Source organism: Leyella stercorea (genome assembly GCF_021531355.1).
Taxonomy (GTDB): domain Bacteria; phylum Bacteroidota; class Bacteroidia; order Bacteroidales; family Bacteroidaceae; genus Prevotella.
Map to the genome: position 1 here is coordinate 26,712 of NZ_JADYTS010000009.1, position 25,403 is coordinate 52,114.

Sequence of the window (25,403 nt, forward strand, 5' to 3'; positions counted from 1 at the left end):
ATAATGACTGATGTCATTACCTGTATTGATTATCAATAACTTTTGTATATGACAACTATGTTTCGATGATGATTGTTTATGTGATGTCTGTCAGCATAAAATCAGCATTCAAAATCCATGTTACTTTGCACTCAAATCGAACAATAAAATCAATGAACGATATGACAGAAAAGAACATTACATTTGAGGATTTGCCCAAAGCAATGACATGGATGATGGATAAGTTGAACGAACTTACATCAAAGGTTGACAATATCAATAACCAATCTGTGCTGCCACAGACGAATCAATGGATGAACTTGAAAGAACTGTGTGAGTATCTTCCCTATCATCCTGCCGAACAAACTGTTTATGGTTGGACGAGCTGCCACCAGATACCTTTTCACAAGCGAGGCAAACGCATCATGTTTCTCAAATCAGAGATAGATACATGGTTGCATGATGGTAAGATTAAATCGCAAAAGGAGTTGGAGGCGGAAGCTGCCCAGTTCCTTAAATCAAAACGTAACCACAGATTCTAATGGATGCACTTGAATTATGCAACAGTTTAAGAATGGAGTTTGAAGGTGTCTATGAGAACAAGATACCACTGGACGCACTTCCTGCAAAATTACAGGACATGGTTCTCGCATTGGCTCGTCAAGAAAACTACTCCATAGAATACACGCTTGCCTCATTGCTGGTTGCTGCATCAACAGCTATCGGCAATGCGGTGAACATCTGTATTCGTGGCGGTTGGATAAGCAATGCTGCTATGTATATGATATTGGTGGGACGGCCAGGCATGGGCAAGACACCGCCTCTTGACTTTGCCTTTCGCCCAATCCGTAAGCATGATGCTAAGGCTATCCGTAAGTTCAAGGAAGAAATGGAACTCTACAATGAGGCATTGGAACGGCAGCGAGGCAAGAAAGAAGATAGTGGAACACTTCCGCCTAAGCCGATATTGCGCAGAACCATAATATCCGACTTCACACCAGAAGCCTTGATACGTGCGCATGACGACAATAAGCGTGGAGTCGTATTGTATGTGGATGAAATCATGGGTATGTTCAATGCCGTAAACCAATACAGCAAAGGTCAGTTGATAGAACAACTCTTGACTGCGTTCAGTGGCAAGGCTTTGGATGTGTCACGTTGCAGTATGCCCGTTCCTATCCATATTGAACATCCATTTATAAACATAGTCGGCACTATGCAAACCATACGAATGCACGAACTGATAGACAAAGGCTATAAAGCCAATGGTTTCTTAGACCGCTTTCTGTTTGTATATCCTACTTCGCAGAAGATAGCAGATTGGGCGGATGATGAACCTTCAAGTTCTTCCTCTTTTGACAACTATTCTACATTGTGGAAAACTGTCATAGAAAAGATTTGGGATTTGCCATATTCTATGAATGAAGATGATGATACAATACAGAATGTATTGAAATTCTCAAAAGATGCCAGCAATTACTTTACGGCATGGCGCAATGCTGCAATTGGAGCTGTCAACAAGATAAAGGATGACGCATTGGTGGATAGTCGCATTATGAAAATGCCCATGTTGACTGCCCGACTTGCATTGACTATCCAAATCTTGCGATGGGCTTGTGGCGAGGTGCATAAGAACTATGTGGATATAGACTCCATCAAAGCAGCCATTCGGTTGAGTGATTATTTTGAGAACTGTTATACAGCTATTCAAAAGTTCATGGTGTTGGATGGAATAGAACCACAGAAGAAAGAATTTCTCAACAATGTGGGCAAGACATTTACAACGGCAGATGCCATTCAAGCAGGAAAAGAAGTCGGCTTGTCGGAAAGGTCGGTCATGTATGCCTTAGTCGGTCTTGTAACCGACAAGATAATCAAGAAAGTAAAACGAGGAGAATACGAGAAACTGCAATAATACCCATTGTTTTGCACCTTGCAGTTATTGCAGTTTGCAGTTCCTTTTCTCTGTTTCATAAAAAGCAACTATTATGGCTGAATATAGATTTGTGCTTCAAAGATACAAGCGTGGCAACAAAACCACTTGCCCTAAATGTGGCAAGAAGCGTTGCTTTGTCAGATATATTGACATAGAGGGAAAGATACACTTCCCTGACTATGTGGGTAGATGTGACCATGAGCAGTCATGTCAATACCATTACAAGCCATCTGATTATTTCAAGGACAATCCAATGTTAATTGATAATGTAGATTGGAAATGCCATACAACAAAGGCGATGCAACAAGAACGACCAATCTCTTATATTGACAAATGCTTGATGGAACGAACACTATCCAATTATAGCATAAACCCTCTGTTTGTTTTCTTGAGTGGCATCATGGGGAAAGAGGAAACAGAACGGATATTCCACCTGTACAAAGTCGGCACCTCAAAGAAATGGGGCTGTGCTACTGTTTACTGGCAAATAGACTGGCACGGTCGAGTGCGGTCAGGTAAGATAATGCTATACAACTTGTCTAATGGTCATAGAGTGAAAGAACCGCACAGTTATGTGAGTTGGGTGCATAGCGAACTACACTTGGATAACTTCAACATGAAGCAATGCTTGTTCGGTGAACATATATTACCGCAATATCCATCCAAGCCAGTAGCAATTGTGGAGAGTGAGAAGTCCGCTTTAATAGCTACACACTTCATGCCCGATTTTATATGGCTAGCTACAGGCGGAATACATGGCTGTTTCAAGGAAGAAAGCATAAAGGTGTTGAAGAACCGCTCGGTTATGTTGTGTCCTGATTTGGGAGCATTTGAGGCATGGAAAGCCAAGATGCCTATGCTTTCTAATGTATGTAGCAAGGTTATTATAAGTGAACACTTGGAACTTGTAGCTACCGAAGAGCAACGTAAAAGTGGATTGGATATTGCCGATTTCCTGCTCATGACAGAAACACCAGTAATGGCACTTCAGCGAATGATAAAGCGCAATCCTTGCATTGGCACATTGGTAGAACGATTGCAATTGGAGGTCGTAGGTTTTTACAACGCCGAAAGCAAGCCTATGCAATAATGTGACTTGAAACAATAACGAATAAAGGGAAGAAATGGATGAGGTTGTGTCAGATGGTTTATTGGTAGCGTTGCAAGAAATGCCAATGTCGTACAAATCAGCGAGGCTTATTCATACGTCAATGGCTTCTTGCAGTACTCGCAAGCTCGCACCGATGCCTTTTCTATTCCCTAATATCAACAATTATAAACACCATATTATGGCAACAGCAAAGAATAATACAACGCCCAAGCGCACGGAGCGCTTGGAGGTCAGAGTAACCTCTGACGAATACAACCGAGTGGCAGAACTTGCCAATACCTGTGGCTTGACAGTAAGTAACTATGTACGCAAATGTGTATTGGGGCAACATCCCAAACAAAGACTGACCGACCGAGAAATTGAAGCTTTGTGCAGTTTGGCTGATGCACGTGGCGACTTGATTAGAATTGTCAGCGCAGTCAAGAGCATTCAGAGCGATAAACGAGGACTGTATTTTCACAATACCAAGTTTGTTGAAGAATGGATGAAAGCAGCCATTCCACTTATAACTCGTTGGGGCGACATCAAGGATTATCTGACATTATAAACATCGACTATTATGATAGCAAAGGCAAGAGCAATATCACATGGTGCCAACTCCATGCGATATGTAGTAAACAAAGACAAGTCGGACATTATCAAGTTGCACCTGTTGCCCGACAATGTGGCTGCTGAGTCTTTATGGTCAAGAATGCTATTGCATCAGGCAAAGTTTCTTGGCGAGCGTTCCAAGGCAATCAAGAACAACATGATAAGAATTGAGGTGTCGCCAACAGCCGATGAAACCAAAGGCTGGACTAATGCGGATTGGGAAAAACTTGCAGACGATTTCATTCGAGAGTTTGACTCCATCGATTTATCTGAGAAAACAAAACGTGCAAAAGACAAACACACCAATCTCCGTAACAGCCAATATGTAGTGTCACTTCACCGTGACAGTAAGAGTGGCATTTTGCATCTTCACATTGATGCCAACCGAATAGACAATGACGGAAACATCAACAATGACCATAATATCCATATAAGGGCAATGGCTGCTGCCAATAATATTGCCAAGCGTAGAGGTTGGGTACAAGCGTCCGACATTTCAATGCAAAACAAACAAGAGATAACGAATGCCTGTATGGATGCTCTCCGTTCTATGGATAGGTTTGATTGGAATGATTATGTGGAGCGACTAAAACAATATGGCTATGATGTGATGCTGCAAAAGGACTCTCAAAATATTGTCCGTGGATATTCCATAAAGAGAGGCAACTCCACTTATAAATCTTCGTCTCTTGGTAAAAGCAGAAATCTTATGCCATCGAAGATAGAAGCGACATGGAATGAACTGCGCAAAGTAGTTCTCCAAAAAGAAAATACAGACATAGATAGTCATGAGAAGAATACATCCGAAGAACTGCAAATTGCAAATAATGCAAGGTGCAGAAACTGCAACGAGTTCCAATCCCAACCGTTGATACACCATTCCTTCAACTGGAATTATTGTGACTACGAGATAGATATTCCATCGAATATTAACGATATTCTTATGCAAGAAGTGTCGTTATCAGAGAACAACGTATTCGCCACTATCAATGATTTGCAGCGAACAGCCATTCTTCTTTTCGCTGGCTATCTTGATGCGGCTACGCAGATGTCAGAATCTTCTGGCGGTGGTGGCAGCACTCCCGATGGTTGGGGAAGAGACAAGGATGAAGATGATTTGGAGTGGGCAAGACGATGCGCACGAATGGCAAGCCACATGTGCCGTCCTGCAATCAAAAGAGGAAACAGACGATGAACATCAATACAATTTTACGATATGAGAACATCAAAGAATGACAAAGTTGACATCTCCACTCTGATGCAGAGTGTTGACAATACGGAAACACTGAATACGGAGACTGACAAAATAGCCAAACTTATAGAAGCAACTTCTCAGTTGAACAAATGCTTATTGTCTGTTGTAGAGCAACTAAAAAACATAACCTCACAGCCAATAGAATTATCTGTCAAACAATCTGACATGGACCAATTTCGCCTTGTGAAGAATGGCTACATCCAAGAAGAAACGGAGCTTTTGAAAAAACACGTTGCAAAACAATTAGCCATGATAAAGGCTCATGAGCAGCGTATTTGCGAAGTTTGTAAACAAGGTGAGGGCATTTGGCTGTCAGACTTTTGGCTAAAGGTATGGGGTGTGGTACAGATTGTAGTTTATGGTGTAATCACCTTGTATCTGATGGCCAAGTCATCGTAAAAGACAGGTGGCTAACCACGAATGTTTGGATTAGCCACCTGTAAAGTATTAAATATTTTTAAGAATGAGCCATTGCCCGTTTTTATCACTTCCGCTACGAGCTATGTAGCCTTTCTTTCTTAGCGAAGTCAGTTCTCTTTTTAGCGTTGCAAGCGAAACATCGAGTCTGTTTGCCAAATCTTCTCTTGTTATAGATGGATTTTGCTTCATTGCAGAAAGAATAGCTTGCTTCCGTTCATTTACAGGCTCATTTACAGGCTCATTTACAGGCTCATTTGTTGACTCATTCTGAATATGGAGGGTCAACTTCACCTGCATAAGTTCGGGCTGTTCCAACAATTCTGGCTTTATCCAATGCTTTTCATTCCAAGCATTTAGGATGAGAGGAAAGCCTGAGCCAAGGTTCTCACCATAGCCAATCATGCGAAACATATTCTGCATACGCTGATTACGTGCTTTTGACTCTCCACCTCTGTAAATTTGTTCTATTGGGAGCTTTAGCAGTCCAGGATTTGTCAACACAAAGCAATCATCATACTTCTCGACTTTCAATATTCCGTTAAGCATGAAATCGGAATGGATAATCATGTTGGTGACAGCCTCACGAATGGCTTTGGCCTGTAAAGTATCGTCTGTACGTATCACGCCATCCATGCTGAAAGGTCGTGGCAAATCACGTGTCAGCTTTGGAATAACCATACGGATAAAGTTGAACAGGTTGTTCTCCCAAGTTCCATCGTATGTCAGTCGGTCACTATAACGTTGGTCTCCTATAAGGTTCGACTTGTCGATATAGTCCATACGTAAGTTGTCAAAGCGCTCACGCACTGGCAGTCCCTTACCAAACATTAGGAGTCCAGCCATGGTCAATCCTTCTTCTCCTGTTCTTCTGTCTTTGGCATATCCTCCAAAGTTCATCAAGAATTCCTTATCGTCATAAGAGTTCCATTGATGTTCTGGATGAAGAGTCTGGAACATCTTGCGGTAACGCTCCAATGTTGGAACGTCAACATCGTTCATCGTGTAGTATTCCAAGAGCATTCCATCGTTGCCAGCTTCATTGGCATCACGGAGCATCATCTTCAGTTCTTGCTCCGTGCAATGATAGTCGCCTTCATGGTTACGCTTGAACGTACCCTTTGTTAGATTGTTGTTGATGTAAACTGGGCGTTCTGTGTATGTGGCCCTAGGAACATTGATTATAATCACATTTTTGCCGTCAACATCAATAGTTTGTATGTCTTCATCACGTAGCAAGTTGATGTTCACTTTTTCCTTGCTGTTTACCATATTCCACAAATCCTTGCGTATCTTGTCAGCATCTTCCACGCCAATGATTTCAAATCGTTTGGCAGGGTCATTCTCTGTCATGTTCTCATACACTCCAAGAAGAATAGTGCCGCCATAAGTGTTTGCAAAAGCGGAGTAAGTGTCCCAAAGAGAATTGGGAACACTACGCTGCGCTTTCTTGCATTCAAGCGTTACACGCTCACCTTGGGAAAGAAGGTTTTGTATCTTGATGTTCATGTATATAATATTTCTATTTTAACAAGCTCCATACAAGTTAACTCATGTAGATTAAAAATGCAAAGGGAGCCTTTTATGAAGAGATTAAGTATTTTGTATTTGCTTATTGTATATGATAGTTATTTACAGCTTATTATACGAAATTGTATATAATATTCCCGAATAATATTGCTTTTTATTATACAATGGAAGATCCATATCCCAATCGAACCTAAAGTCATCGTCCGTACAGTCAGAGTTGCTTCCACCAAACAAACTCCATCCATGGGCTATACCAGCGTCAGGACGAATGCAGAGTTCGACATCTGCTGATTTTATGGAAATACAACGCTCATGCTCTATATAGCCGTGATCCACAATCGTAGGAGTTATACCAGTCAATTCTCTGACAACATCCTCCAAGAAACTATTTCTTGCCATATTGTCTCCGTATTCTCTTTCCAAACGAACACCATGACTGCCATAAGAATCTCCATTTGGCTTTTTTACAATGATATTCAATGATGCAATATTCACATTCAGTTTTTGCTGAACATCCGCAATGAAATGCGCCAAAAGAATGCAACCCAATGGAGTGACCAAGTAACGGTCTGAATAGGTCAAGCTGACATTTTTCCCATTCATACCAGAAATTATTCGCTCCCACTTCTCTGATTTGCATTTCATCAACTTTGCACATAAATTGCCAACATTGCAATCTTCCAGAATACGAGCATCAAACATGATAGAACCATCATCTGCATTCATTTCAGACAAAACATCGGACGGATTAATAGGAACATATTCCATCAGAATGTTACTTAAAGAAGAGAACACATCTCCATCTCCCCACTTAGCTGTCAAAGAGGTGTCAACATTTTCGCCAAAATACATTTTCTTCGTTCCATCACTAAATGTCACGGCAAGTAATGGTTTCAAAGAATCCCTTAATCCAACCTTTACATACTCGAATTTATTTTTGAACAATGCAGCCATCAAAATAGCTTTTGAAGAAGCTGAACATGATGATATTCGTATGCTCTTATTCCAAACATAAGCCACATCAACCCCAGACAAAGAGAGTTCACCCAATAACTTACTATAAGGGAAATCATCAAGTTGCCAATTGTCATAATCATTATCCACAAATACTTTCAATGACTTCACGTTATCATTGCGAGTAAGTTGATAGAATTCTGTCGAAAAATCCGTTGTTACTGCGGAGGCATCATGAATTTCAGACACAATTGACTTTGGGGCAACTCTTGAATTGCGCTCCATTTCCAACCACTTCAAAGCCTTTTGACGATTTAAGTAATTGATATACCACTGAGATCTACGGTCAATCAAGCACTTGGTGCAAGAACGCTCACAATCACACTTCGCCAATGCTTCATAAGCTTTTTCCAACACCTTGTCTTTATATTCACGGAAAAGTGGAGAATAGCCAGCTCCACCGAGAGCTGTATCATAAATGAAGATAGAGTGACTGGCCTCATTATAACCAAAGTCTATCTCACCATCATTAACTCCCAGCAATTCTGTAAGTTTTCTACTCAATATGACACCCAATGAATATAGCGTTTCACTATCTCTTACCAAGACATTAGCAGCATCATAGAATTTAACTTCTACGAAATCTGTTTGATAACGTCCAACAAGCAGAACGTGTCTTCTAATATTTCTACCATTTGCTTCACCTCCTGGACATGGAAGGCCAGTAGATAAATGCTTATGACCAGCAAGAACATTTTCTGAGTAATCTGGACTTTGCTCATACTCCATTCTTCCGCAATAAGGACAAAAAGCAAAACCATAGGTGCTTTTTCCTCTATTAAAAAACAATATTTCGGACTCGTTTGTAGAGCAACGCACAACCATTTTTGCAGCAGAAGTTTTTTCTTGCCACGGATCCATCTTCAACAGTACAGGCTGAACAAAACTCATCTCTCCCTGTGCATTCATTTTTCGAGTTGGCTTTGAACCAAATGCTACGCTGAAAGCTACAGGCTCAACCACTTCCGTAAAACGTTGCTCAGTCGAAATGCTCATGTCCTTAATTCCATGCATTGAGTTTTCCTTGCCGCATTTAGGACAATCGTTCAGGACATTACCCTGTCGTATAACGGTATAACCACAATGCGTACAATTTTGCAGCACGTATCTTGTTGTATTATCATCATACTTCGTCTTCATCAAAATTCCAGCAGGTTGATATATCCATTCATTCTTTACGACTTGCTTACCAGGAGCATAGGCAGAAATGGCTTGACTTAAATGCATAGTCGGAGAGTTCTCTTCATTATTTTTGCCCAACACGCATTGCACTAAACCTGTAGGAATGCCAGCACTTGGCAAGAACGAATGTTCTGCCATATAGGTCAGAAGAGAAGTTGAAAGGAAATTGTCTTTTTGATACTGTACAGATCTTAATGCTGCACTATTTCCGTCCTCTTCTTCCAACAATTTTATCGTTTTATCCAAACTATCTATACGTGCTTGGTACAATCCTCGAACTGCCGTAATATCTTTTTTAGTTGTGAAAACAGCATCACTCAATGGAATGTTGTCCAAGGCTGTTCCCCTTACTAAGGCCTTATATGACGCATCAAGGTCTGTTCTATTACAGCCAATAATGCTATCAATATGATTCAGGAACTTGTCGAAATAGCACAATCCGTCATTTGCGACAAAGAAATCCTCCAATTTGGCTGTAACTCGTATTCCACCCTGTATAGATACGAAATCTGCAAACACCATAGCATTTACATGACGTTGAATCAACTGACGACTTTCCAACTTTAACAAAGGAGTTTCCGTCAAATGCGTAATTGGGTAATCAGGATGCTTCCATGTGTTTGCGCCAATCGGGTTAGGGGCGCAAAAAGTCAGAGCCAAAGCTTTTGACTCACTTCTACGACCTGCACGACCTGCACGTTGCAGATAATTAGCGGATTTTGGTGGCACGTTGTTCATGACCACCTCACTGATACCACCAATATCCACACCCATTTCCATAGTTGTAGAGCATGACAACACATTTAGATGTCCCTCATTGAACTCCTTTTCATATTTATCCAAATCTTCACGAGATTGCTGGGCAGAATGCTCCGCAGAAATAAAGATTGGTTTCTGGGCATAAACCCTCTCGTGCAACCCTGTATAAACACCATACTCTTTCTGGGAAGATAAATTTTCGTCAATCCATGCAGCAATTTTCTTGTCATCCAACTCTGTCGACTTGAAAGGGAAATATGGGTATTTAAAGGTCGCTGCCACCTTGAATCTATCAAAGTTTTCCTTTCCTATATATCCATTAATACGTGGACTATATCCTTTGAAAGTTACATCCACAACGACATTGTCAACAGGACAAAGGTAACCCTTTTCCATCAATTGCAATTTTACCTTTTTCCCTATCAAATCCAACATATATCCTCTGTCCTCGGTATTTACAGGGTCAAGTATGTTTGATGTCAGAAATCCCCAAGCTTTATCCAAGAGGTTGTTGATAATGGCAACCTTACCATCATCAATCTGCTCTGCGTCATTGTAACCTAAAACAGCACAAAGAAGAAGCACCAATCTATTTTGGTCATCTTGTACCGTTCCATCCAGTCTCTGTCTCACTACAGGCCATTTACTCACTGGCTTCCCATTTACACGCTTATCAGAATCCTTTGGGTAGATTTCCGACATATAGATATTCTGAGTCAAATAAGGCTTGACATCTCCTGCCATCATATAATGTCTGCCACCACGAATAACATAGTCAATACAGATTTTCAAAAAGTCTTGCCAATCTTCATCTTTACAGCCCTTTGCCAAAAGAGCTTCCGGACACTTTGCCTTTTTCAAGTCAGGATATACCAATCGTACAAATCCCATAGTCTCCATAGAATTTGCTCGTTTCGGAATCCAACCGAATTGATCTATCAACAACGCCCTGAGATAAACCGTCGTGTTCTCTGCCCCTTTGCCTCCACGTGCCTCATTGATATGTTTATAAAGCTTTCTGAAATCAGTATTATTTTCCAATGCTGTACTAATCTCATCAAACGACACTTCTGGTGGAGCAGGAACAACTTGCTTTCCACTTTTTTTAGCTTCAAGACGTTTCAGTTCTGTAAGAAGGAAAGGAGGCAAAGCTTCCTTTGGCTGTGTACTCAAATATTGATATGTCTGCTTTTCTTCATCCGTTAAACCAGAAGGTTCAATTCTTTCAAGTCTCATATCAGCCATTTTATGAAAAATGCTGGCACGAATCCAAGCACGTTCCACATCTTGATTTAATCCCATAGCTGTGCGAGCAGAACCTTGTCTGTTATCGGTAAAAGTTATATACTTTTTGCCTTTGTACAGAATTTCAGAATCAGTACTCTTTACCTCTTCCGCATTATCCAAGATAGTTGTGGCCAAGGCACGCCCCATCTGGGTCGCACTTGCTCGTAAATAATTAACGTGACCTAAAGAATTGCCACAATAAGGGCATAAGTCCTTGTTGTTTTCCGAATGACGCAAAGACTCAAATACAGTTGCCTTATCTGCATCATCTGGAGCAATTTCTATCTTGTTTTTCTCATGATTAAAGACATGCTTTTCCACATGAGTATGATGACGCAAACAAAGCTTAGAAGGTTTTGCGAAATAGAAAGGCGTATATCCTGCAGCTTCTTGTCTTACCCTACCGTCATCAACACTAAGATCTTCGCTTGTTATAAGATCCTCATCCGTATCAAAGAACACACCATTATCCAAATCCACTGTATTTACATGCATTCGGAATCCTTCCGATGTGCTGTTTTCTCCTACGACAATCAAACCACCACATGAAGGACAGGTTGCGACCTCCAACATTTTGGATTTACAAACAGGACAATTAGTGTTCTGATAGGTAGTTAAGCTGCCTATCCCCAATCTAATCTTCTTATGTCGGCTGCACTCTGGATTCACACAAGCATACACGCCATTAATTGAACGTATAAAATAGTGGATTCTAGAAGGTAACAATGCCGCCTTTCCACCATCAGCTTTATTCAATCCATCGACTTTGTCGCTCAAAGCATTTATTACTTCAAGTGATTTTACAGTGTCTTTACTTATAACACTATCCAATTGCTTTGCAATCTGCTTGGTAGAAAGCACAGGATTGGCATTCAGCTTTTTGCGAAGTCTCTCAATATCTGCAAGAGAAATCTTTGTCCCATATTTAGCATTTATGCTTTCTATTGCCACTGTTGCTTTGGCTGCATCCATTTCTGGAACGATTCGTTTTCCACCAATCACCACGATACTATCAGCAGGCTTACCTGTTAATTGTGAGACAAACGTCTTCAATTTTTGTTCAGCAGCAGGATTGTCCTCATCACCTATTGTTGCAGATGTTACGGCAAAGTTAACCTGATCAATAGTTACCCCAAAAGCATCAAGAACACGGCGCAACTGCAACGACAATTCCGCAGCAGAAGACCCCGTATAGGTATGGGCTTCATCAAGCAAGATCCATTTCAGTTTGCCTTGTGACTTTTCCAAAATGGCTTTATCCTCAGCACGTACCAACATGTAGTTTAGCATCGTCGGATTCGTAAACAACACCTGTGGAGGGGTCTCACGAATTTGTGGACGAGTTACCAATTGAGGGAAGAACTTAGAAGTAAAACTCTCTGTTCTTTTGCTCTTTTCAGTGTCACCATTATAAATGGCATAAGTGACTTTGTTGGGAAGTGCATTACACCAGGCATGAATACGCTTTTGTTGGCTTTTCATCAAGGCATTGAGAGGATAGAGAAAGATAGCCTGAACACAATTCTTCTCTTTTCTGTTTGCTATATCTTGAAGAACAGGTATCATAAAACACTCCGTCTTTCCTGAACCAGTACCAGAGGTAACGACAATCGTTTTACCCTCACCAGACAACATTGTTTTCCAACTCTTTGTCTGATGCTTATAAGGGCAACGACTCATAGGAAATCTCATTTCCTCATCAACCTTGTCACTCCCCAAAGCCTCCACGAAAGAAGGGGATAGTATATGCAATTTTGTTGCATGCTCACCAAATGTTTCCTTGCTATTTTCCCAAGGAAATATAGATTGAAACACAGGTTCCGCCATCAAAGGTTCTTCCTTTGATAAAATATGGCGCATATATGCCACTTCCTTGGCTTTACCTCTGAGCCAGAGAGACACCAAGGAGTCTATAAGCACCTTTTCTGCGGATGTATAGAAATCTGCGTAGTTCATATCTTATCTATCTAATGTCTTAATATATTTAACCGTTTTGAAGAAAATGTCGCTGTATGTCTCTTTGAAATACTTTCTGTAGAAATTGACAATACGAGCAAACTCCCTGTTTTCCCAAGCGAACAAGTCTATACAATTTTCTTGAAGGCATGTATTTTCGGCAGCGCACATAGCAGCCTCTAACATAACCCTGTACGAAGGCAATAACCTTTGTCCTTCATTGTAATAAGCATTGCTCAACGAGAATTTGGCAATCGGCAAGTCTTTATTCGTATCTGACAAACCATGTATTTTTGCACAATAAGCATTAATGTCTGCTATATTAAATGCCCTTCCTGCATCAACATTACCAGAAACAAGGAAAGCTGCAAAAGTTTGTGCTATATCCGTTGACATTGTAGAATTAAACAATTCTTGCAACAGCTCCACCAAAGACTGCATTTTCCTAAACATCATAGGCTGCAATACTTCGGGAACACTTGCCATAAATTCCTCAATACATTCCTCCCAAATCTTGGCAGGAATCCAATGAATTGCAACAACCATCTCTTGCTCAAACCTATCAATATCTTGTGACAAGACATCCTTGTACTCGTTAAGCCACATGGCAATGACAAACTTTGCCAACAATCTGGAGTTGCGTCCTATTGGCTTTAATCCATTATACGTTGGGAAAGGCAAATTATATCGGCTACAAATGTCAAACGCCTTACATACATCTTTCCAATGTTTGCCCATCATGACATCCTCATTTTTCAAAGCCTCATACCAATCTTTTGTATTGCTAGAAGAACGTACAGTTCTTTCTTGTTTATCAAAATCATAAGCCTCCCTATTGTAATATTTTGGAATTATCCTACGCTTTGCCTCTGGACCCGAAAACACAACGACCTCTTGTTGATTAAAGTCATCTGGGAATGTGAACAGATTCTCAGAATTATCTAATCGCTCCAATTTTACAACAAAGAAGTCTTCTGATGAAAGTTCATCTCCAACAGGAAACGCATAAACTTCGCCATCATAGAGAAAATCATCAGTATCTTCTTCAGTACTGTCGATGACCCTTATCTTTCCGTCTTCAATGGTTGACTCCAATACGAATTTTCTAATGAATATCTCTGTACCATAAATATTCATGGCTACGGAACTGGAACGGTCAAAACTATTAGCGCCATACAGATTAAACATGCGAACAATAAGGTCATTATAGTCAGCGAGAGATACCAACCCATCTATCACCTTACTGCGCAAATGTTTCAATAAGCTATAATCTTCAAACTTATCAGAAACGTATGACACATCTATATTGCGTTTTTTACCATAACAACCATGGCTTACAACACAAAAGTTTGTCAAGTTAGCCAATGAAACAATCTTTCCATTTGGTACGATATTTCCTTTTATATCCGTAACGGTCACTCCATCAAAAGGAATGGCTATGGACAAACGCAAAGTTGGATTCCCAGCACAGTAAAGGCTGAAATCACATACAGATGGTGTAAACTTACTGTCCTTACTTCGCTTAACCATCCATTTGTTGGTTCCCAATTCCGTAATATCAACTCCCTCTTGCATATTAATCTTAGGAAGCATATCTGCACCACACGAGCAAATGATGTTCGTCGAGAAGACACTTTCATTATCAGAAGTAAACTTCAATTTTCCTATTGAATAGAAAGTTTCCGTAACAGTATGCCCATCGGGCAACTCCACACGAATATCAACCAATCCACAAGGAAAGACGCAGTAAGACTTCAAGCTACGCCATTTGATGTAATTATCATTTCTGAATCTATATTTTACAGCGCAGTTCTGAACACGATGTTTCTCTTGGTCATACACACGAACATATGGTATCGTTGATAACAATTTATAGTTTGACTTTTCAACCCAAGAGATATAGTTATTAGAGAATTCTACAGCATATGGTGTGAAGTCATTAGTCAACTTAACCTCTTCAGCTGTTTCAGAATTTTGTAAATCCAGTTCATCCGTAAATGCGTTATAATAGAGTTCTTTGTCACAAATGGTAATTGGCAAGGATTCTCCATTTTTCCACTCGTGAGAAAATATTGCCATATTATTCTCGACATTGGCAGTTTTTGACATACTATAAAGATGGTCATCCAACATCTGGAACACCTGTGGGTATTCAAAGTTTGGTGGATAACAACCTGCTATCGTCAAGAACAATCGATCATCGTTATCACATCTTACCTTTACCTCTACCACTGGTTCACCAGTCCACAAAATATCGCTATGCATACCTACATTGATACGTGTATATATTGCAGACAAGACATTGCCTTACTCATCTCTAACATTGTCTTTCCTCACATATTTACCCACAAGCGTTCCTGCAACAAACACATCAAAGGAATAGCATGTCATTATGTTTAAACCAGGAATGGAATCTGACGAAATATCCTTGACAACATCCATGTTTACATAAAGATACCCTTTCCCATTCTCCATAGTTCTTAGTTTCCAATGCAAGGAAAGTGGACGTGTTTTGCGCTGTGCTTTCGCACGACTATATGCAGTTTCCAATGACTTGGTCAATTCTGCAAGCGATGCATCTGTATCATCATAAGGAAGAATGTCTTTTTCTCCCACAATGACGGCGTGGGCTATCTGCATGGAAACATCATAGATGTTCTCATTCTTAAAAGCCTTACCCAAATAAGAAATGCAATTAAACTGTTGTATTATAGAGCTATCTACTTCGTTCCAATCAATATTTATTAATGACAGTTCACTCACCAATTCTTTTAAGAACCGAGAGTAATTGCCCATATTACCACTGTTTGTAATATAGTTTATTGGTAGTCCACCTTGATTTAGTAGTGTACGAAAATATAAAGTTCCTTTTAGTGAATGTAAAAACGTATAACCATGTTTTTGTAGTGCTTCTCTCGCAGCTTTATACAGCTCGTTGGCATAACTGCTATGAATTCCAATACCCATAGCAACATCTTCTTTGGAAGGAATATTGCCCTTATAGTCTCTTCGCCACCACTCCGCATAGCACAAAGCCGCTTCCTCACCATATTTGGCGAGGTCACTTGTATGAATTCTCAACGTCTGTTTCAAAGCCTCATACTCTTCTTCTGATAGCTTGAACTTCCACAAAGGCATATTCTTTTGAAGTCCTTGCATTCCACGAGTTCTTAAAATGTCCAAATATGAAGTATGGACATACTCTACATTCTCATCTGTCATTACAAACGCATATAATTTAGAAATTGAGTAGCATATAGTTTTTTATAGAATATTTGACATACAAAGTCAATAAAAATAAGGAATTCAGCAACGTCAGTCATGCGCAATTTGCCGTCTGAGGCACGAAGCTTCAACCCGTGACAATTTGTCACGGTTTCATTACCTTCTTTTTTGAGTCTCTGCTTCAGCTTTCTCCAATAAGCATTGGCATCTTTGCTGTCAGTCAGCACACCGCACACATCCACAATGGAGAAATACCATTTTTCCTCCTTGTCGTCCCATACGGTACGCACCTTCTTTTCTTCAAACAGTTGAAGAGATTCCTTCTTCGTCATATTCTTTTTTCCTATTTCATTATCTTGATTGTCAATCAATATTATCTTCTCTAAGAAGATCTGTCACCTCTACTTCAAGCAATTTTGAAATTTTCATCAGACTGCCCAAGTCAGGCTGACAGGTGTTTGTGCACCATTTTGATATGGTGGTCTTGTCCTTTCCCAGTTGTTCGCCAAGCCATTTGTTAGTCTTCTTCTTTTCTGCAAGGACCACTTTTAGCCTGTTCAATTCTCTATTTGCCATATTCATATATATGTTTTGCTTACAAAGGTAGCTATAAAACACAACAATCGAGCAGAAAGCATCTAATATTTTATGTTTATCTACCAATTTGGTGAGAAAAGTTCACTTTTAAAAAGAATACTCCTCCGTTTGTGATAACACATAAATCTGAACAAAGCTCACTCACTCCTCTCTTGATTTTCCTATTTTTCCCTACTTTTACCTATCATCATAAGCATCCATATTTGTACCATATAAATATAACACGTTGATATTCAGTGGTGATAATCTTTGAGGAGGTCAAGTAAGTTAGACCAATCTGTAAATCAGAATCCTAATAAATAATAAAAGGCGTACAACTGAAATTTTGTTTAGAAATCGGTTGTACGCCTTTCTTGTTTAAATGAATTGACGTTCTATAAGATCTAAGTTTCTTAATATTTTCTTACCAATGGCAGTTACTGACAAGATTATATTTCTTGACCTTGATGGGGGTATGAACACTCGGCGTCATCAGCGGCAGCGTGTTGCTTTCAGCAGACATTGACGTTGCAGACCCGACGGTGCTGCATAGCAAGGGCGCGGAAATAGCGTCGTGGCTTTATGACAACAATATGCAGCAGGCTCCGTATGTAATTATCGATGACGGATACGTAATCCTGGAGTCGCAACTCCCACACTTCGTCCAGACCGACTCGTATGACGGTCTTACTGAAACGCTCGCTACAAGAGCCATCGGGATTTTATCAGAATAAACAATAATAAGGCGTACAACTGAAATTATGAATTTTGGTTTGAAAAGTTGATTGCCATTCACGTTCATATATAAGAAATTAGTGGTATCTTTGCGTCTGAACATTAGTATTATTAAAAAAAGGCATTATGGGACAGTATCTTGCAGTAGGATTGCGTTTGAAGGCATCCGTTAGAAAAGAGAAACAGCTTGATGGCAAATCGGTTGAGGAAATTCTCGGTAAAGTGGAGGATAAGTATAACTTATCTGAAATTTACGAACGTCGTGAAGAAGAAACGTATTATGAATATTCTATCAAGAAGGAAGTTCTTGATAAAGAACTTGTGCCGCTGATTGAAAAGTTCTATGCCCTGCGTTATACGAAGGATGAAAGAACAGATGCGGCAGATGTGATAGAGGCATTGAAAGCTCTTCCCGACACTTCCGCTCGTCTGGAGCTGTTGAATGAAAGAAGATTTCAGACTTATCAAGCCGGTGATGATATGGACTATTTCTATATAGATGTATTCCCTCCTATGGAAATACGTGTGTGTAGCAATAATGCCATTCTCAGCATTGACGGTAAGATTGCAATGGATTGTTATGGTCGTGTGCTCGACTTCTTTAGTCGTTGCATAGCCGCACAATTGCAGGATTTTGCACTGTCAAAGGCATTGACAGTATGGATTGACGGGTAATTCCCATATCTTATTCTGTTTTTTAATCTTTCAAACAAGCAAGTGGTATTGTTACTGATATTCTGTTGTATATGCAAGCAGAGCCTGATATTTGTGGATATTAAATGCTATGAATTGCGCTGTTTTGTTGCTAACTTTTGTGGTAATTTTGAACTAACTTTTGCGGCACTTCATTTGTAACTTTCGCTGTATTTTATTTGTAGTTTTCGCTGTGTTTTATTTGTAGTTTTTGAGGTATTTTGTTTGTAGTTTTTGTGGCATTTGATTATGTGTTTTTGTGGTAATCCATCGGGTGTTTTATGCTCTTTGTTTACTTTAGCCGCTTTTTCGCCTTTAGCCATGCCTTCCGCAAATTTTTTCTTTTCTGCTGTTCTTATGGCGTTGACTATATCGCGGTAAGCGTTGACGCTGTCTTCGTATAATTTGCGTTCCTGATTGTCGAACTTCGGAATCTCTACATATATATATGTCAGCTTGTCGTATAACACCTCGTGAGTGTCCACCTCCATCAACTTCACTTCATGATGCCAACGTTTGGCATTCTGCAGACCTTCGGCAAAGTTGAAGTTGAGCAAACCGATGGTGTATACCGGATTACCTTGTCGTTCTCGCAATAAACATCGAAGATTGCACGGCGTGCATAAACTCTGTCGCCAAGCTGTTCTGAGTTAAGATACGTGACGTCCTGCACGTTTTGTTCGACATGAAACATAGCGTTCAGAAAGCTGATGAGCAACGCTTTGTTGAACTCAGAACCGAAGAGTCGCTTAAAACCAAAATCAGTATGTGGATTAATGTATTTCTCTACCATAATGCTGCATTTTTTTTATTCCAACAGCAAATATACGGTAATTTTGTTGATTTTCAAACGTTGACAGCGCAAATAAATATATAGTTGTGGAATTTTTTGTTGCTTAATGTAGCACGTTGAAAGCCAAACCATTCGTATCTTTTTATCAACAACATTCTCCAAGTTATTCAGCTTTACCAGCATAAATGCCATCCGCTCTCGGCATCTGTTTCACTTGGCTTCCTTATTCGAATCATGAAATAAGCAGAATGGCTCGGAGTGTCGGGATAACTTTCTTTTTTTTCTTTGGGCCCTTTCAGTTGATAGTCCGTAAGAATATTCTTATTCTTTGTTAGTCTCTATATTAGGCAGATAATCACTTGCTTTAGCTTGCGATATCACTCCATGTCCCAACTTTGATTCCAACTGTGTGCGTGCGGCTTTCGCAACGCTACCACCATCCTTAGCCACTTGCTTTTGCTGATGAAATCCGTTAGGATTGCGCTGTTTGGACAGCTCCGTGGCAGATGCCTCGGCAAGCATATTGAGGGCTATTTCCATGTTGGTCATGTTGTCGCGCAGGCTTTCCTTCTTCAGACCTTTGAAACTCTTGTACTGTTTGGTTGTCATTCCACTCCACTCTCGGGTAATGATGTCGGTAAGAGAAGCATATTATCCAAGCATCTGAATATCCCAAACGCTTGTAGTCAACGATGGCTTGGTCTATGCTCTTTTCCGGATCCTGCATTTGTTCCAAACGAGAGCTTGCCACCTGTGCCATCCATACCTTGAAAGGCTCTGCCTTTGGTGAAGGAATCGACTGGATAATGCGGAAGAGTTGCTCTGTGTCGGCAACGTCTGTCAAGCGCAATTTGCCGTCAGAGGCATGAAGTTTCACCCCGTGACAATTTGTCACGGTTTCATTACCTTTTTTTTTGAGTCTCTGCTTCAGCTTTCTCCAATAAGCATTGGCATCTTTGCTATCAGTCAGCACACCGCATACTCTTTGACTATATATCCGATGTCATCAACAAAGCTGCAGCACTGCCATCAAGAACACCGCTAAGTAAGTACCGGGAATTGCTGCCGGATAAATGGAAACAAAAAAATATCGTTCAAGAATAAAAACTTGAGCGATATTTTTTTGATGTGTATATACTAGCATCGCGGATACGCTTACTCTTGTTAAATTTACAACCCTTTACAGGAATCATACAATCCCTTCTTTTGCTTCTTGATGCGTTCATATTCTGACCGCATTTTGGTGGCCATCGGCTCGTTGTTATTAGCCGAATATGCCTGAGCGAGCATGTTGAATGAACCTTCTTTCGTGTAATTGTCTATGACATACCCATCGACCAGCACTTCTGCACGAATTCGTTTTAGCATGATGGAATTGGGGTATGACTTTAGCCAGTTGTCGCAGAACTTCAATGCTGTTTCAAAGCTGCTTGTCCATAGCATATCTCTAAATATCATCATTACGTTTATCCCAGTTCAAGTAAATCTTTGTCCGTCAAGAAATCCAACACCCCAACAGTCAATACTCCGAGTTCGTCCTCCTTGCGGTGAATATCATCGCCAACAATGACAATCTTACGGAAGTGGTCATTGATTGACAATAATGGGCGACGTTCTTGCTGTTCCTTCTCCGGCGTAGGCATGTGGAAAGCCGATTGGATATACACTCTGTATGGATGGCGGTTCACCACAAAGTCTACCTCCAACTGTTTTCTGACAAACTTGCCATTCTCATCCTTGCCACCAAGCTCTACCAATCCTACATCCACATTATATCCACGACTACGGAGTTCATTATAGATGATATTCTCCATAATGTGCGTTTCCTCTTGTTGGCGATAGTTGAGAATAGCTGCACGAATGCCGATGTCTGCGAAGTAGTATTTAGTCTCGGTGCCGATATACTTTCTGCCTTTCACATCATAGCGCAAGGCTTCTTCTATCAAGAAAGAGTCTTTCAGATAGTCAATGTATTGTTTTATAGTGTCTCTTTTTATGGTTGCTCCTTGTGCAGATTGAAAGGTATTGGCTATTCTTGTTGGATTGGTTGACGAACCAATGCCCGAGGCTATTACACGCACCAGTTCCTTCATTCCTTCTGGATTGCGTAGATGGTTGCGCTCAATTACGTCACGTAGATAGGTCGTTTCATACAGACCACGCAAATAGTCTGTTTTCTTTTCTTCCGTTTCAAGCAAAGCCACCTGTGGTAGTCCTCCAAAAGTATAGTAATCCAACCAAGCTTTGCGTATATCTCCACCAATACCACTAAAGTATTCGTCAAAAGTGAGAGGCCAGATGCGTATCTCGTCACCTCTGCCTCGGAACTCAGTCACGACATCACTTGACAGAAAACGAGAGTTTGAGCCTGACACATACACATCTACATTCCGCATGTGTGTCAAGCTAAGAATAACCTCCACAAATTCTTCTACGAGTTGTACTTCGTCCAAGACTATATAATAAGGATTGCCATCATCCATAACCTTTGAATCTATATAGTCGAGCAAGGCATCAGGCTTCCTCAACCGCCTGTTTCGGAAATCATCAAGTTGTATTTCGATGATGTGACTATCAGCCACCCCATGTTCCAACAACCAGTTATGCCAGATATCAAACAGCAGGAAAGACTTTCCACATCGTCTGACACCTGTTATAATCTTCACAAGACCGTTTCCACGTCCTGCAATAAGTTCATCCAAGTATTTCTTACGTTCAAATATCATGTTAGAGTGTTTTTTTTGATATTGGTATCATATTTTACACCGCAAAGATAACATCTTTATCCCAAAAGCCAGCACAATCAATGAAAAAAACAGCGTTTACCAAGTAAAGAAACGTGAAGTATCCGCGATGCAGCCTTGTCCATATTTTTTTATCTCTTTACCTTTGCTGCGTGAATAAAAAATCTAATTCCCGAAGAAACTCACTTTTCTTCGGGTCACATGCCGGTGCCAAACGGGCAACCATGTTCTATTCGCTTGCATGCTCCTGCAGACTGCAAGGTATCAACTTCTTTGACTATATATCTGATGTCATCAACAAAGCTGCAGCACTGTCACCAAGAACACCGCCAAGTAAGTACCGGGAATTGCTGCCGGATAAATGGAAACAAAAAAATATCGCTCAAGAATAAAAGCTTGAGCGATATTTTTTTTGACGTGTATCTACTAGCATCGCGGATACGCTTAATCTTAAAACAACAAATCAGGGCTACTTAGACACTGTTCAAAATATTGTGCTTAGAACCTTGATTTTTCTACATATCTTACGATGTAAGTGAAATCTCCTGACGTATCATTCAAATGATCAAAGCCACTAGTTAAAATAATCTCTATTTTATCGTCCACTATCAAATAGCGGTCATGTCGATTCTTCATTTGTGGATTCTTGGTAAAACTCCATGTGCCACAATGCTGCTTCAGTAATTCTATATGCTTGTTGTCTATGTCGTTGTATATAATCTCCAATTTCTTTTGTGGCAATATTCTTTTGATCAAATCAACATTTCTATCTTTAACGGAGAAATATTTATCATACAGAACAACTTTCTTGGCATGAAGGCAAATTGATGTCAAATGCTTTATAGCAAGATCACGTGGTTCTGCCATATCAAAACTTGCAGAATAATTATTTTCCAATCGTTGTTTATCATCCATTATGTTAACATAAGGATATGTGTCTTTAGTGGAACTCAGGATTATTTTATACCAAGTGCTATTTTCTGCTAATTCTTCCAGAGGTTGTTTCCTTAATCCATCATGAAGCATATGATTTTTTAAGTTTTGTTCCAAATCCACACCGTTGTCCTCATATTGCTTGATATTGGATACTATACTGTTTTTATAATAATGAAGTAACTGCTTGATTTTCTTTTGGTCAAATTTTTCGCCTTTTTGAAACTTGTGATATTCCCGAAACAAGTCATCATCAAGTACAACGCCATTTATAATTTTCCCCATGTCTTTTATTCTATTTCCAATAAATTTTCCAATGTGGCATCAAAAAAGCCTTCTGGAAAAGAAGTCTCGAATTTGCCTCCTTCAGTAAAGCGTATTGTTTCAAAAGGTGAAGTAATTCCTCCCTTGTAATAAACAACAGCTTTGTCATGATCAAATTTACCTTTGAAAATCTGATATTGCAATTTGTCTATAAGGTGTTCGCAATGGGTTTCAAGCAGCACCTGAATGCCTGCGTTGGCAATATAGGTAAAGAATTCTCCCAAGCGTGCTTGAGCAGCTGGATGCAAATGAAGTTCCGGATTCTCAATCATCAGTAAATCCCCTTTCTGGGAACGTAAGCACATTATCAATGTTTTTACCAGATAACTGACACCAACTCCTAATTGTTGAGGAGATAAGTTGGGCAAATCATCACTTTTATAAACCACCTTTACTTTTGTTTGGCTCACTTTTTCTGTCTGCATCTCAAACTTAATTCCCAATATGTAGGAAAGCCAATAGTTTATGTGCGATGACAACGTTTCTGATTCATTGAGTATAAGAAGTCCTCTATCAATAGGGCTAGACTTTTCCTGCTCAAAAGTTCCGAAAAGGTATTCACCTGCTATGCCTACTTTGTATTTAGGTGAGATTGTTTCCATCTCACTAAATCCCAGTCTGTTGGCAGATAGATAAAACACATTTTTTTCTAAATCAATATTTAATCCGTTAATGCACACTGTTCCATCTGTATCCATTTTACAGTGGATTTGGTCTCCTTCATTGGATAATACGATACTTAGCTCCTTTGCGTTTACATTCCTGTTGCGTAAGGTTTCAAAGGTAAAGTCCATGCCATCCATGAGTAAGGAAGCCATAGGGGACGAATAATACAATGCGGTCAGAATTGCCTGAAAGCAGGTTGATTTCCCGGTTGAGTTCAATCCCGTCAATATGGTCAGCGGACAAAGTTCAAGTTCTTGATGCTCAAGCGACTTGAAGTTATTTATTGTTAGTTTTGATAGCATCGCTTATTTGTTTTATGAGTTCTTCTGCCAAGTCATATCTGTCGTTCAGATTTGTCGTAGAGTCAACGTTACCTGAGAACATTTGCTGATGATCGAATTTCCTTTTGAAATTTTCTACTTCTTTCTTCGTGTAATCAACATCTTCCATCAATTTGTTGTCTGAGAAAACGTACATAAGCACTTCAAAAAGAGGCATATTTATGGGGCGTCGATTACCCGATTCTGAATCAAATCGGAACGCGTCTCTACCCAAGACATTATAACAATTATCCATGGCTCTATAGAAAGTATTCTTGCAATCTTCCAATAGTTCTTTTGAAGCTTTCTCGTTTAAGAATATCATTGTTTTGGCAAGAAAATCATCTATGTCGCTTTTGTATTCAATGGTTTCTCCATTTTGTTCCAATACTTCATGTTGCTTTTTCTTCAGCAAATAAAATGCTATGGAGCGCAATATTACGTATTGGTCTTTCATTCGTTTGCTGCTTATGCCCCTTCCTGTTGCATTCAAGAATACAGAAGAGGCGGCAAGGTCTTTCAGCATGACTGTAGAATGTCCCTTATAAAGTGCGTTGCGCATTTCTTGATTGGTCAGTCTTGTTCCACCACGATTGACACGGTCAAAAATATCATATTTTACTCGTTCCGGTGTAGGGGGCTGTATGATGTAAAAGGACAACTGGTAGTCTTCAAATATACCCTGCATCTTGAAATCCAATTCGGAGAATGTCTTCCCGTTACATTGTGGAAGAATTTTCAAATCTTTCAAACTGAACTTATTATTCAAAAAGTTTAGAATCGCAGAGATACGCTGTCTTCCGTCAACTACCTGTTTGGTGCCATCTTTCATCTCAAACAGATAAATTGTCGGAATAGGTATACCCATGAGAATCGATTCGACCAATTCTGCAGATTGTTTGGCACTCCACACGTCGTTACGCTGGAAATCAGGGTCTATCACTAGTTCCTTTCTTTCCTCTACCAATCGTTTCAAATGCATGGTGCTATATTGTGCTTTTTCAACTCGCACTTCCGCATTAGGGTAAACGGATTCTAAACCACCGATATCGGTGGTTTCCCCTTCCAAGAAATCAGCTTCAGTGTTATTGTCAAATTCTTCTTTCTGCATACTCTATTCTTTTGTCATTCAAGTACAAAGGTAGTATTTTTTAGCGACACTTAAGTCTGCAAACAGAAAAACTTTTGAAAATCAATGGTAGTGACAAGTGATAAGAAAGTAAAAGAAGGCCTGTCTGTCCCACTTCCGACATACAGGCTGTGCTTAAAAGCAGAAACATATTAAGCGGAGTCGCCAATATTGCAATCCCATAATATTTAGCCACCAACAGATACTTCCAAGTATGAAAAACAAGTTTGATTTTATTTTATCTACAA

20 protein-coding genes and 3 pseudogenes are annotated in these 25,403 nt (G+C 39.9%); 9 read left to right on the plus strand and 14 right to left on the minus strand.

Annotated features, from left to right (window positions below; translation table 11 throughout):
- Positions 1 to 161 precede the first annotated feature (161 nt).
- From I6E38_RS03995 to I6E38_RS04020, 6 genes are all read left to right on the plus strand, one after another.
- Positions 162 to 521 carry a helix-turn-helix domain-containing protein gene (locus tag I6E38_RS03995; RefSeq protein ID WP_235392800.1) on the plus strand — a complete coding sequence of 120 codons (360 nt, stop codon included), beginning with the start codon at positions 162 to 164 and terminating at the stop codon, positions 519 to 521.
- Positions 521 to 1,894, plus strand: coding sequence for a DUF3987 domain-containing protein (locus tag I6E38_RS04000; protein WP_235392801.1), 1,374 nt, complete (start codon positions 521 to 523; stop codon positions 1,892 to 1,894). Before I6E38_RS03995 ends, I6E38_RS04000 begins: the two co-directional genes overlap by 1 nt.
- Positions 1,895 to 1,967: 73 nt before the next feature.
- Complete coding sequence (locus I6E38_RS04005) at positions 1,968 to 3,005, plus strand: DUF6371 domain-containing protein (RefSeq protein WP_235392802.1); 1,038 nt, start codon at positions 1,968 to 1,970, stop codon at positions 3,003 to 3,005.
- Positions 3,006 to 3,204: 199 nt separating this feature from the next.
- Entirely contained in the window at positions 3,205 to 3,573 is a 369-nt protein-coding gene (locus tag I6E38_RS04010; protein WP_235392803.1) for a plasmid mobilization protein, read from the plus strand.
- Between the two features lie 12 nt (positions 3,574 to 3,585).
- Positions 3,586 to 4,812 (plus strand): relaxase/mobilization nuclease domain-containing protein, encoded by a 1,227-nt coding sequence (locus tag I6E38_RS04015; protein ID WP_235392804.1) that lies wholly within the window; start codon positions 3,586 to 3,588, stop codon positions 4,810 to 4,812.
- Positions 4,813 to 4,833: 21 nt separating this feature from the next.
- Positions 4,834 to 5,271 (plus strand): hypothetical protein, encoded by a 438-nt coding sequence (locus I6E38_RS04020; protein WP_235392805.1) that lies wholly within the window; start codon positions 4,834 to 4,836, stop codon positions 5,269 to 5,271.
- A 48-nt stretch (positions 5,272 to 5,319) separates the two neighbouring features.
- Here the strand turns inward: I6E38_RS04020 and I6E38_RS04025 are convergent, their stop codons facing one another.
- The 6 genes and pseudogenes from I6E38_RS04025 to I6E38_RS04050 all read right to left on the minus strand — a co-directional run bounded on the left by I6E38_RS04025 (position 5,320) and on the right by I6E38_RS04050 (position 16,818).
- Positions 5,320 to 6,798 (minus strand): RNA-binding domain-containing protein, encoded by a 1,479-nt coding sequence (locus I6E38_RS04025; protein ID WP_235392806.1) that lies wholly within the window; start codon positions 6,796 to 6,798, stop codon positions 5,320 to 5,322.
- Positions 6,799 to 6,921: 123 nt separating this feature from the next.
- Positions 6,922 to 13,017 (minus strand): DEAD/DEAH box helicase, encoded by a 6,096-nt coding sequence (locus tag I6E38_RS04030; protein ID WP_235392807.1) that lies wholly within the window; start codon positions 13,015 to 13,017, stop codon positions 6,922 to 6,924.
- 3 nt (positions 13,018 to 13,020) lie between these two features.
- Complete coding sequence (locus I6E38_RS04035; RefSeq protein WP_235392808.1) at positions 13,021 to 15,282, minus strand: hypothetical protein; 2,262 nt, start codon at positions 15,280 to 15,282, stop codon at positions 13,021 to 13,023.
- 42 nt (positions 15,283 to 15,324) lie between these two features.
- A complete protein-coding gene (locus tag I6E38_RS04040; protein WP_235392809.1) occupies positions 15,325 to 16,239 on the minus strand; it encodes a hypothetical protein in 915 nt (304 codons plus the stop codon).
- 83 nt (positions 16,240 to 16,322) lie between these two features.
- Positions 16,323 to 16,574: pseudogene (locus I6E38_RS04045) on the minus strand (BRO-N domain-containing protein); the annotation flags it as partial.
- A 31-nt stretch (positions 16,575 to 16,605) separates the two neighbouring features.
- The gene (locus I6E38_RS04050) at positions 16,606 to 16,818 is read right to left on the minus strand and encodes a helix-turn-helix transcriptional regulator (RefSeq protein WP_235392810.1); all 213 of its coding nucleotides are present in this window, start codon (positions 16,816 to 16,818) and stop codon (positions 16,606 to 16,608) included.
- A gap of 503 nt (positions 16,819 to 17,321) precedes the next feature.
- Here I6E38_RS04050 and I6E38_RS04055 point away from each other — a divergent pair.
- Positions 17,322 to 17,552, plus strand: coding sequence for an HAD domain-containing protein (locus tag I6E38_RS04055; RefSeq protein ID WP_235392811.1), 231 nt, complete (start codon positions 17,322 to 17,324; stop codon positions 17,550 to 17,552).
- Between the two features lie 127 nt (positions 17,553 to 17,679).
- Positions 17,680 to 18,228, plus strand: a complete 549-nt coding sequence (locus I6E38_RS04060) for a hypothetical protein (RefSeq protein WP_235392812.1) — start codon at positions 17,680 to 17,682, stop codon at positions 18,226 to 18,228.
- Between the two features lie 170 nt (positions 18,229 to 18,398).
- Here I6E38_RS04060 and I6E38_RS15300 read toward each other — a convergent pair whose 3' ends face one another.
- From I6E38_RS15300 to I6E38_RS04080, 5 genes and pseudogenes are all read right to left on the minus strand, one after another.
- A complete protein-coding gene (locus I6E38_RS15300) occupies positions 18,399 to 18,803 on the minus strand; it encodes an Rpn family recombination-promoting nuclease/putative transposase (protein WP_262912322.1) in 405 nt (134 codons plus the stop codon).
- The gene (locus I6E38_RS15305) at positions 18,743 to 19,039 is read right to left on the minus strand and encodes a PD-(D/E)XK nuclease family transposase (protein WP_262912323.1); all 297 of its coding nucleotides are present in this window, start codon (positions 19,037 to 19,039) and stop codon (positions 18,743 to 18,745) included. The genes I6E38_RS15300 and I6E38_RS15305 overlap by 61 nt, the downstream gene beginning before the upstream one ends.
- Positions 19,040 to 19,360: 321 nt before the next feature.
- Positions 19,361 to 20,021 (minus strand): annotated as a pseudogene (locus tag I6E38_RS04070) (BRO family protein); the annotation flags it as partial.
- A 188-nt stretch (positions 20,022 to 20,209) separates the two neighbouring features.
- Positions 20,210 to 20,500 (minus strand): hypothetical protein, encoded by a 291-nt coding sequence (locus I6E38_RS04075; RefSeq protein ID WP_235392813.1) that lies wholly within the window; start codon positions 20,498 to 20,500, stop codon positions 20,210 to 20,212.
- Positions 20,501 to 20,505: 5 nt separating this feature from the next.
- On the minus strand, positions 20,506 to 21,765 hold the full coding sequence (locus I6E38_RS04080) for an ATP-binding protein (RefSeq protein ID WP_235392814.1): 1,260 nt from the start codon (positions 21,763 to 21,765) through the stop codon (positions 20,506 to 20,508).
- Between the two features lie 182 nt (positions 21,766 to 21,947).
- Between I6E38_RS04080 and I6E38_RS04085 the strand changes: the two are divergent.
- A pseudogene (locus I6E38_RS04085) lies at positions 21,948 to 22,175 on the plus strand (IS66 family transposase); the annotation flags it as partial.
- Between the two features lie 106 nt (positions 22,176 to 22,281).
- Here I6E38_RS04085 and I6E38_RS04090 read toward each other — a convergent pair.
- The 3 genes from I6E38_RS04090 to I6E38_RS04100 are packed head-to-tail and all read right to left on the minus strand — an operon-like array spanning position 22,282 to position 25,137.
- Positions 22,282 to 23,001 (minus strand): hypothetical protein, encoded by a 720-nt coding sequence (locus I6E38_RS04090; protein WP_235392816.1) that lies wholly within the window; start codon positions 22,999 to 23,001, stop codon positions 22,282 to 22,284.
- 5 nt (positions 23,002 to 23,006) lie between these two features.
- A complete protein-coding gene (locus I6E38_RS04095) occupies positions 23,007 to 24,008 on the minus strand; it encodes an AAA family ATPase (RefSeq protein WP_235392817.1) in 1,002 nt (333 codons plus the stop codon).
- The gene (locus I6E38_RS04100) at positions 23,983 to 25,137 is read right to left on the minus strand and encodes a DUF262 domain-containing protein (protein WP_235392818.1); all 1,155 of its coding nucleotides are present in this window, start codon (positions 25,135 to 25,137) and stop codon (positions 23,983 to 23,985) included. The genes I6E38_RS04095 and I6E38_RS04100 overlap by 26 nt, the downstream gene beginning before the upstream one ends.
- Positions 25,138 to 25,403: the final 266 nt, after the last annotated feature.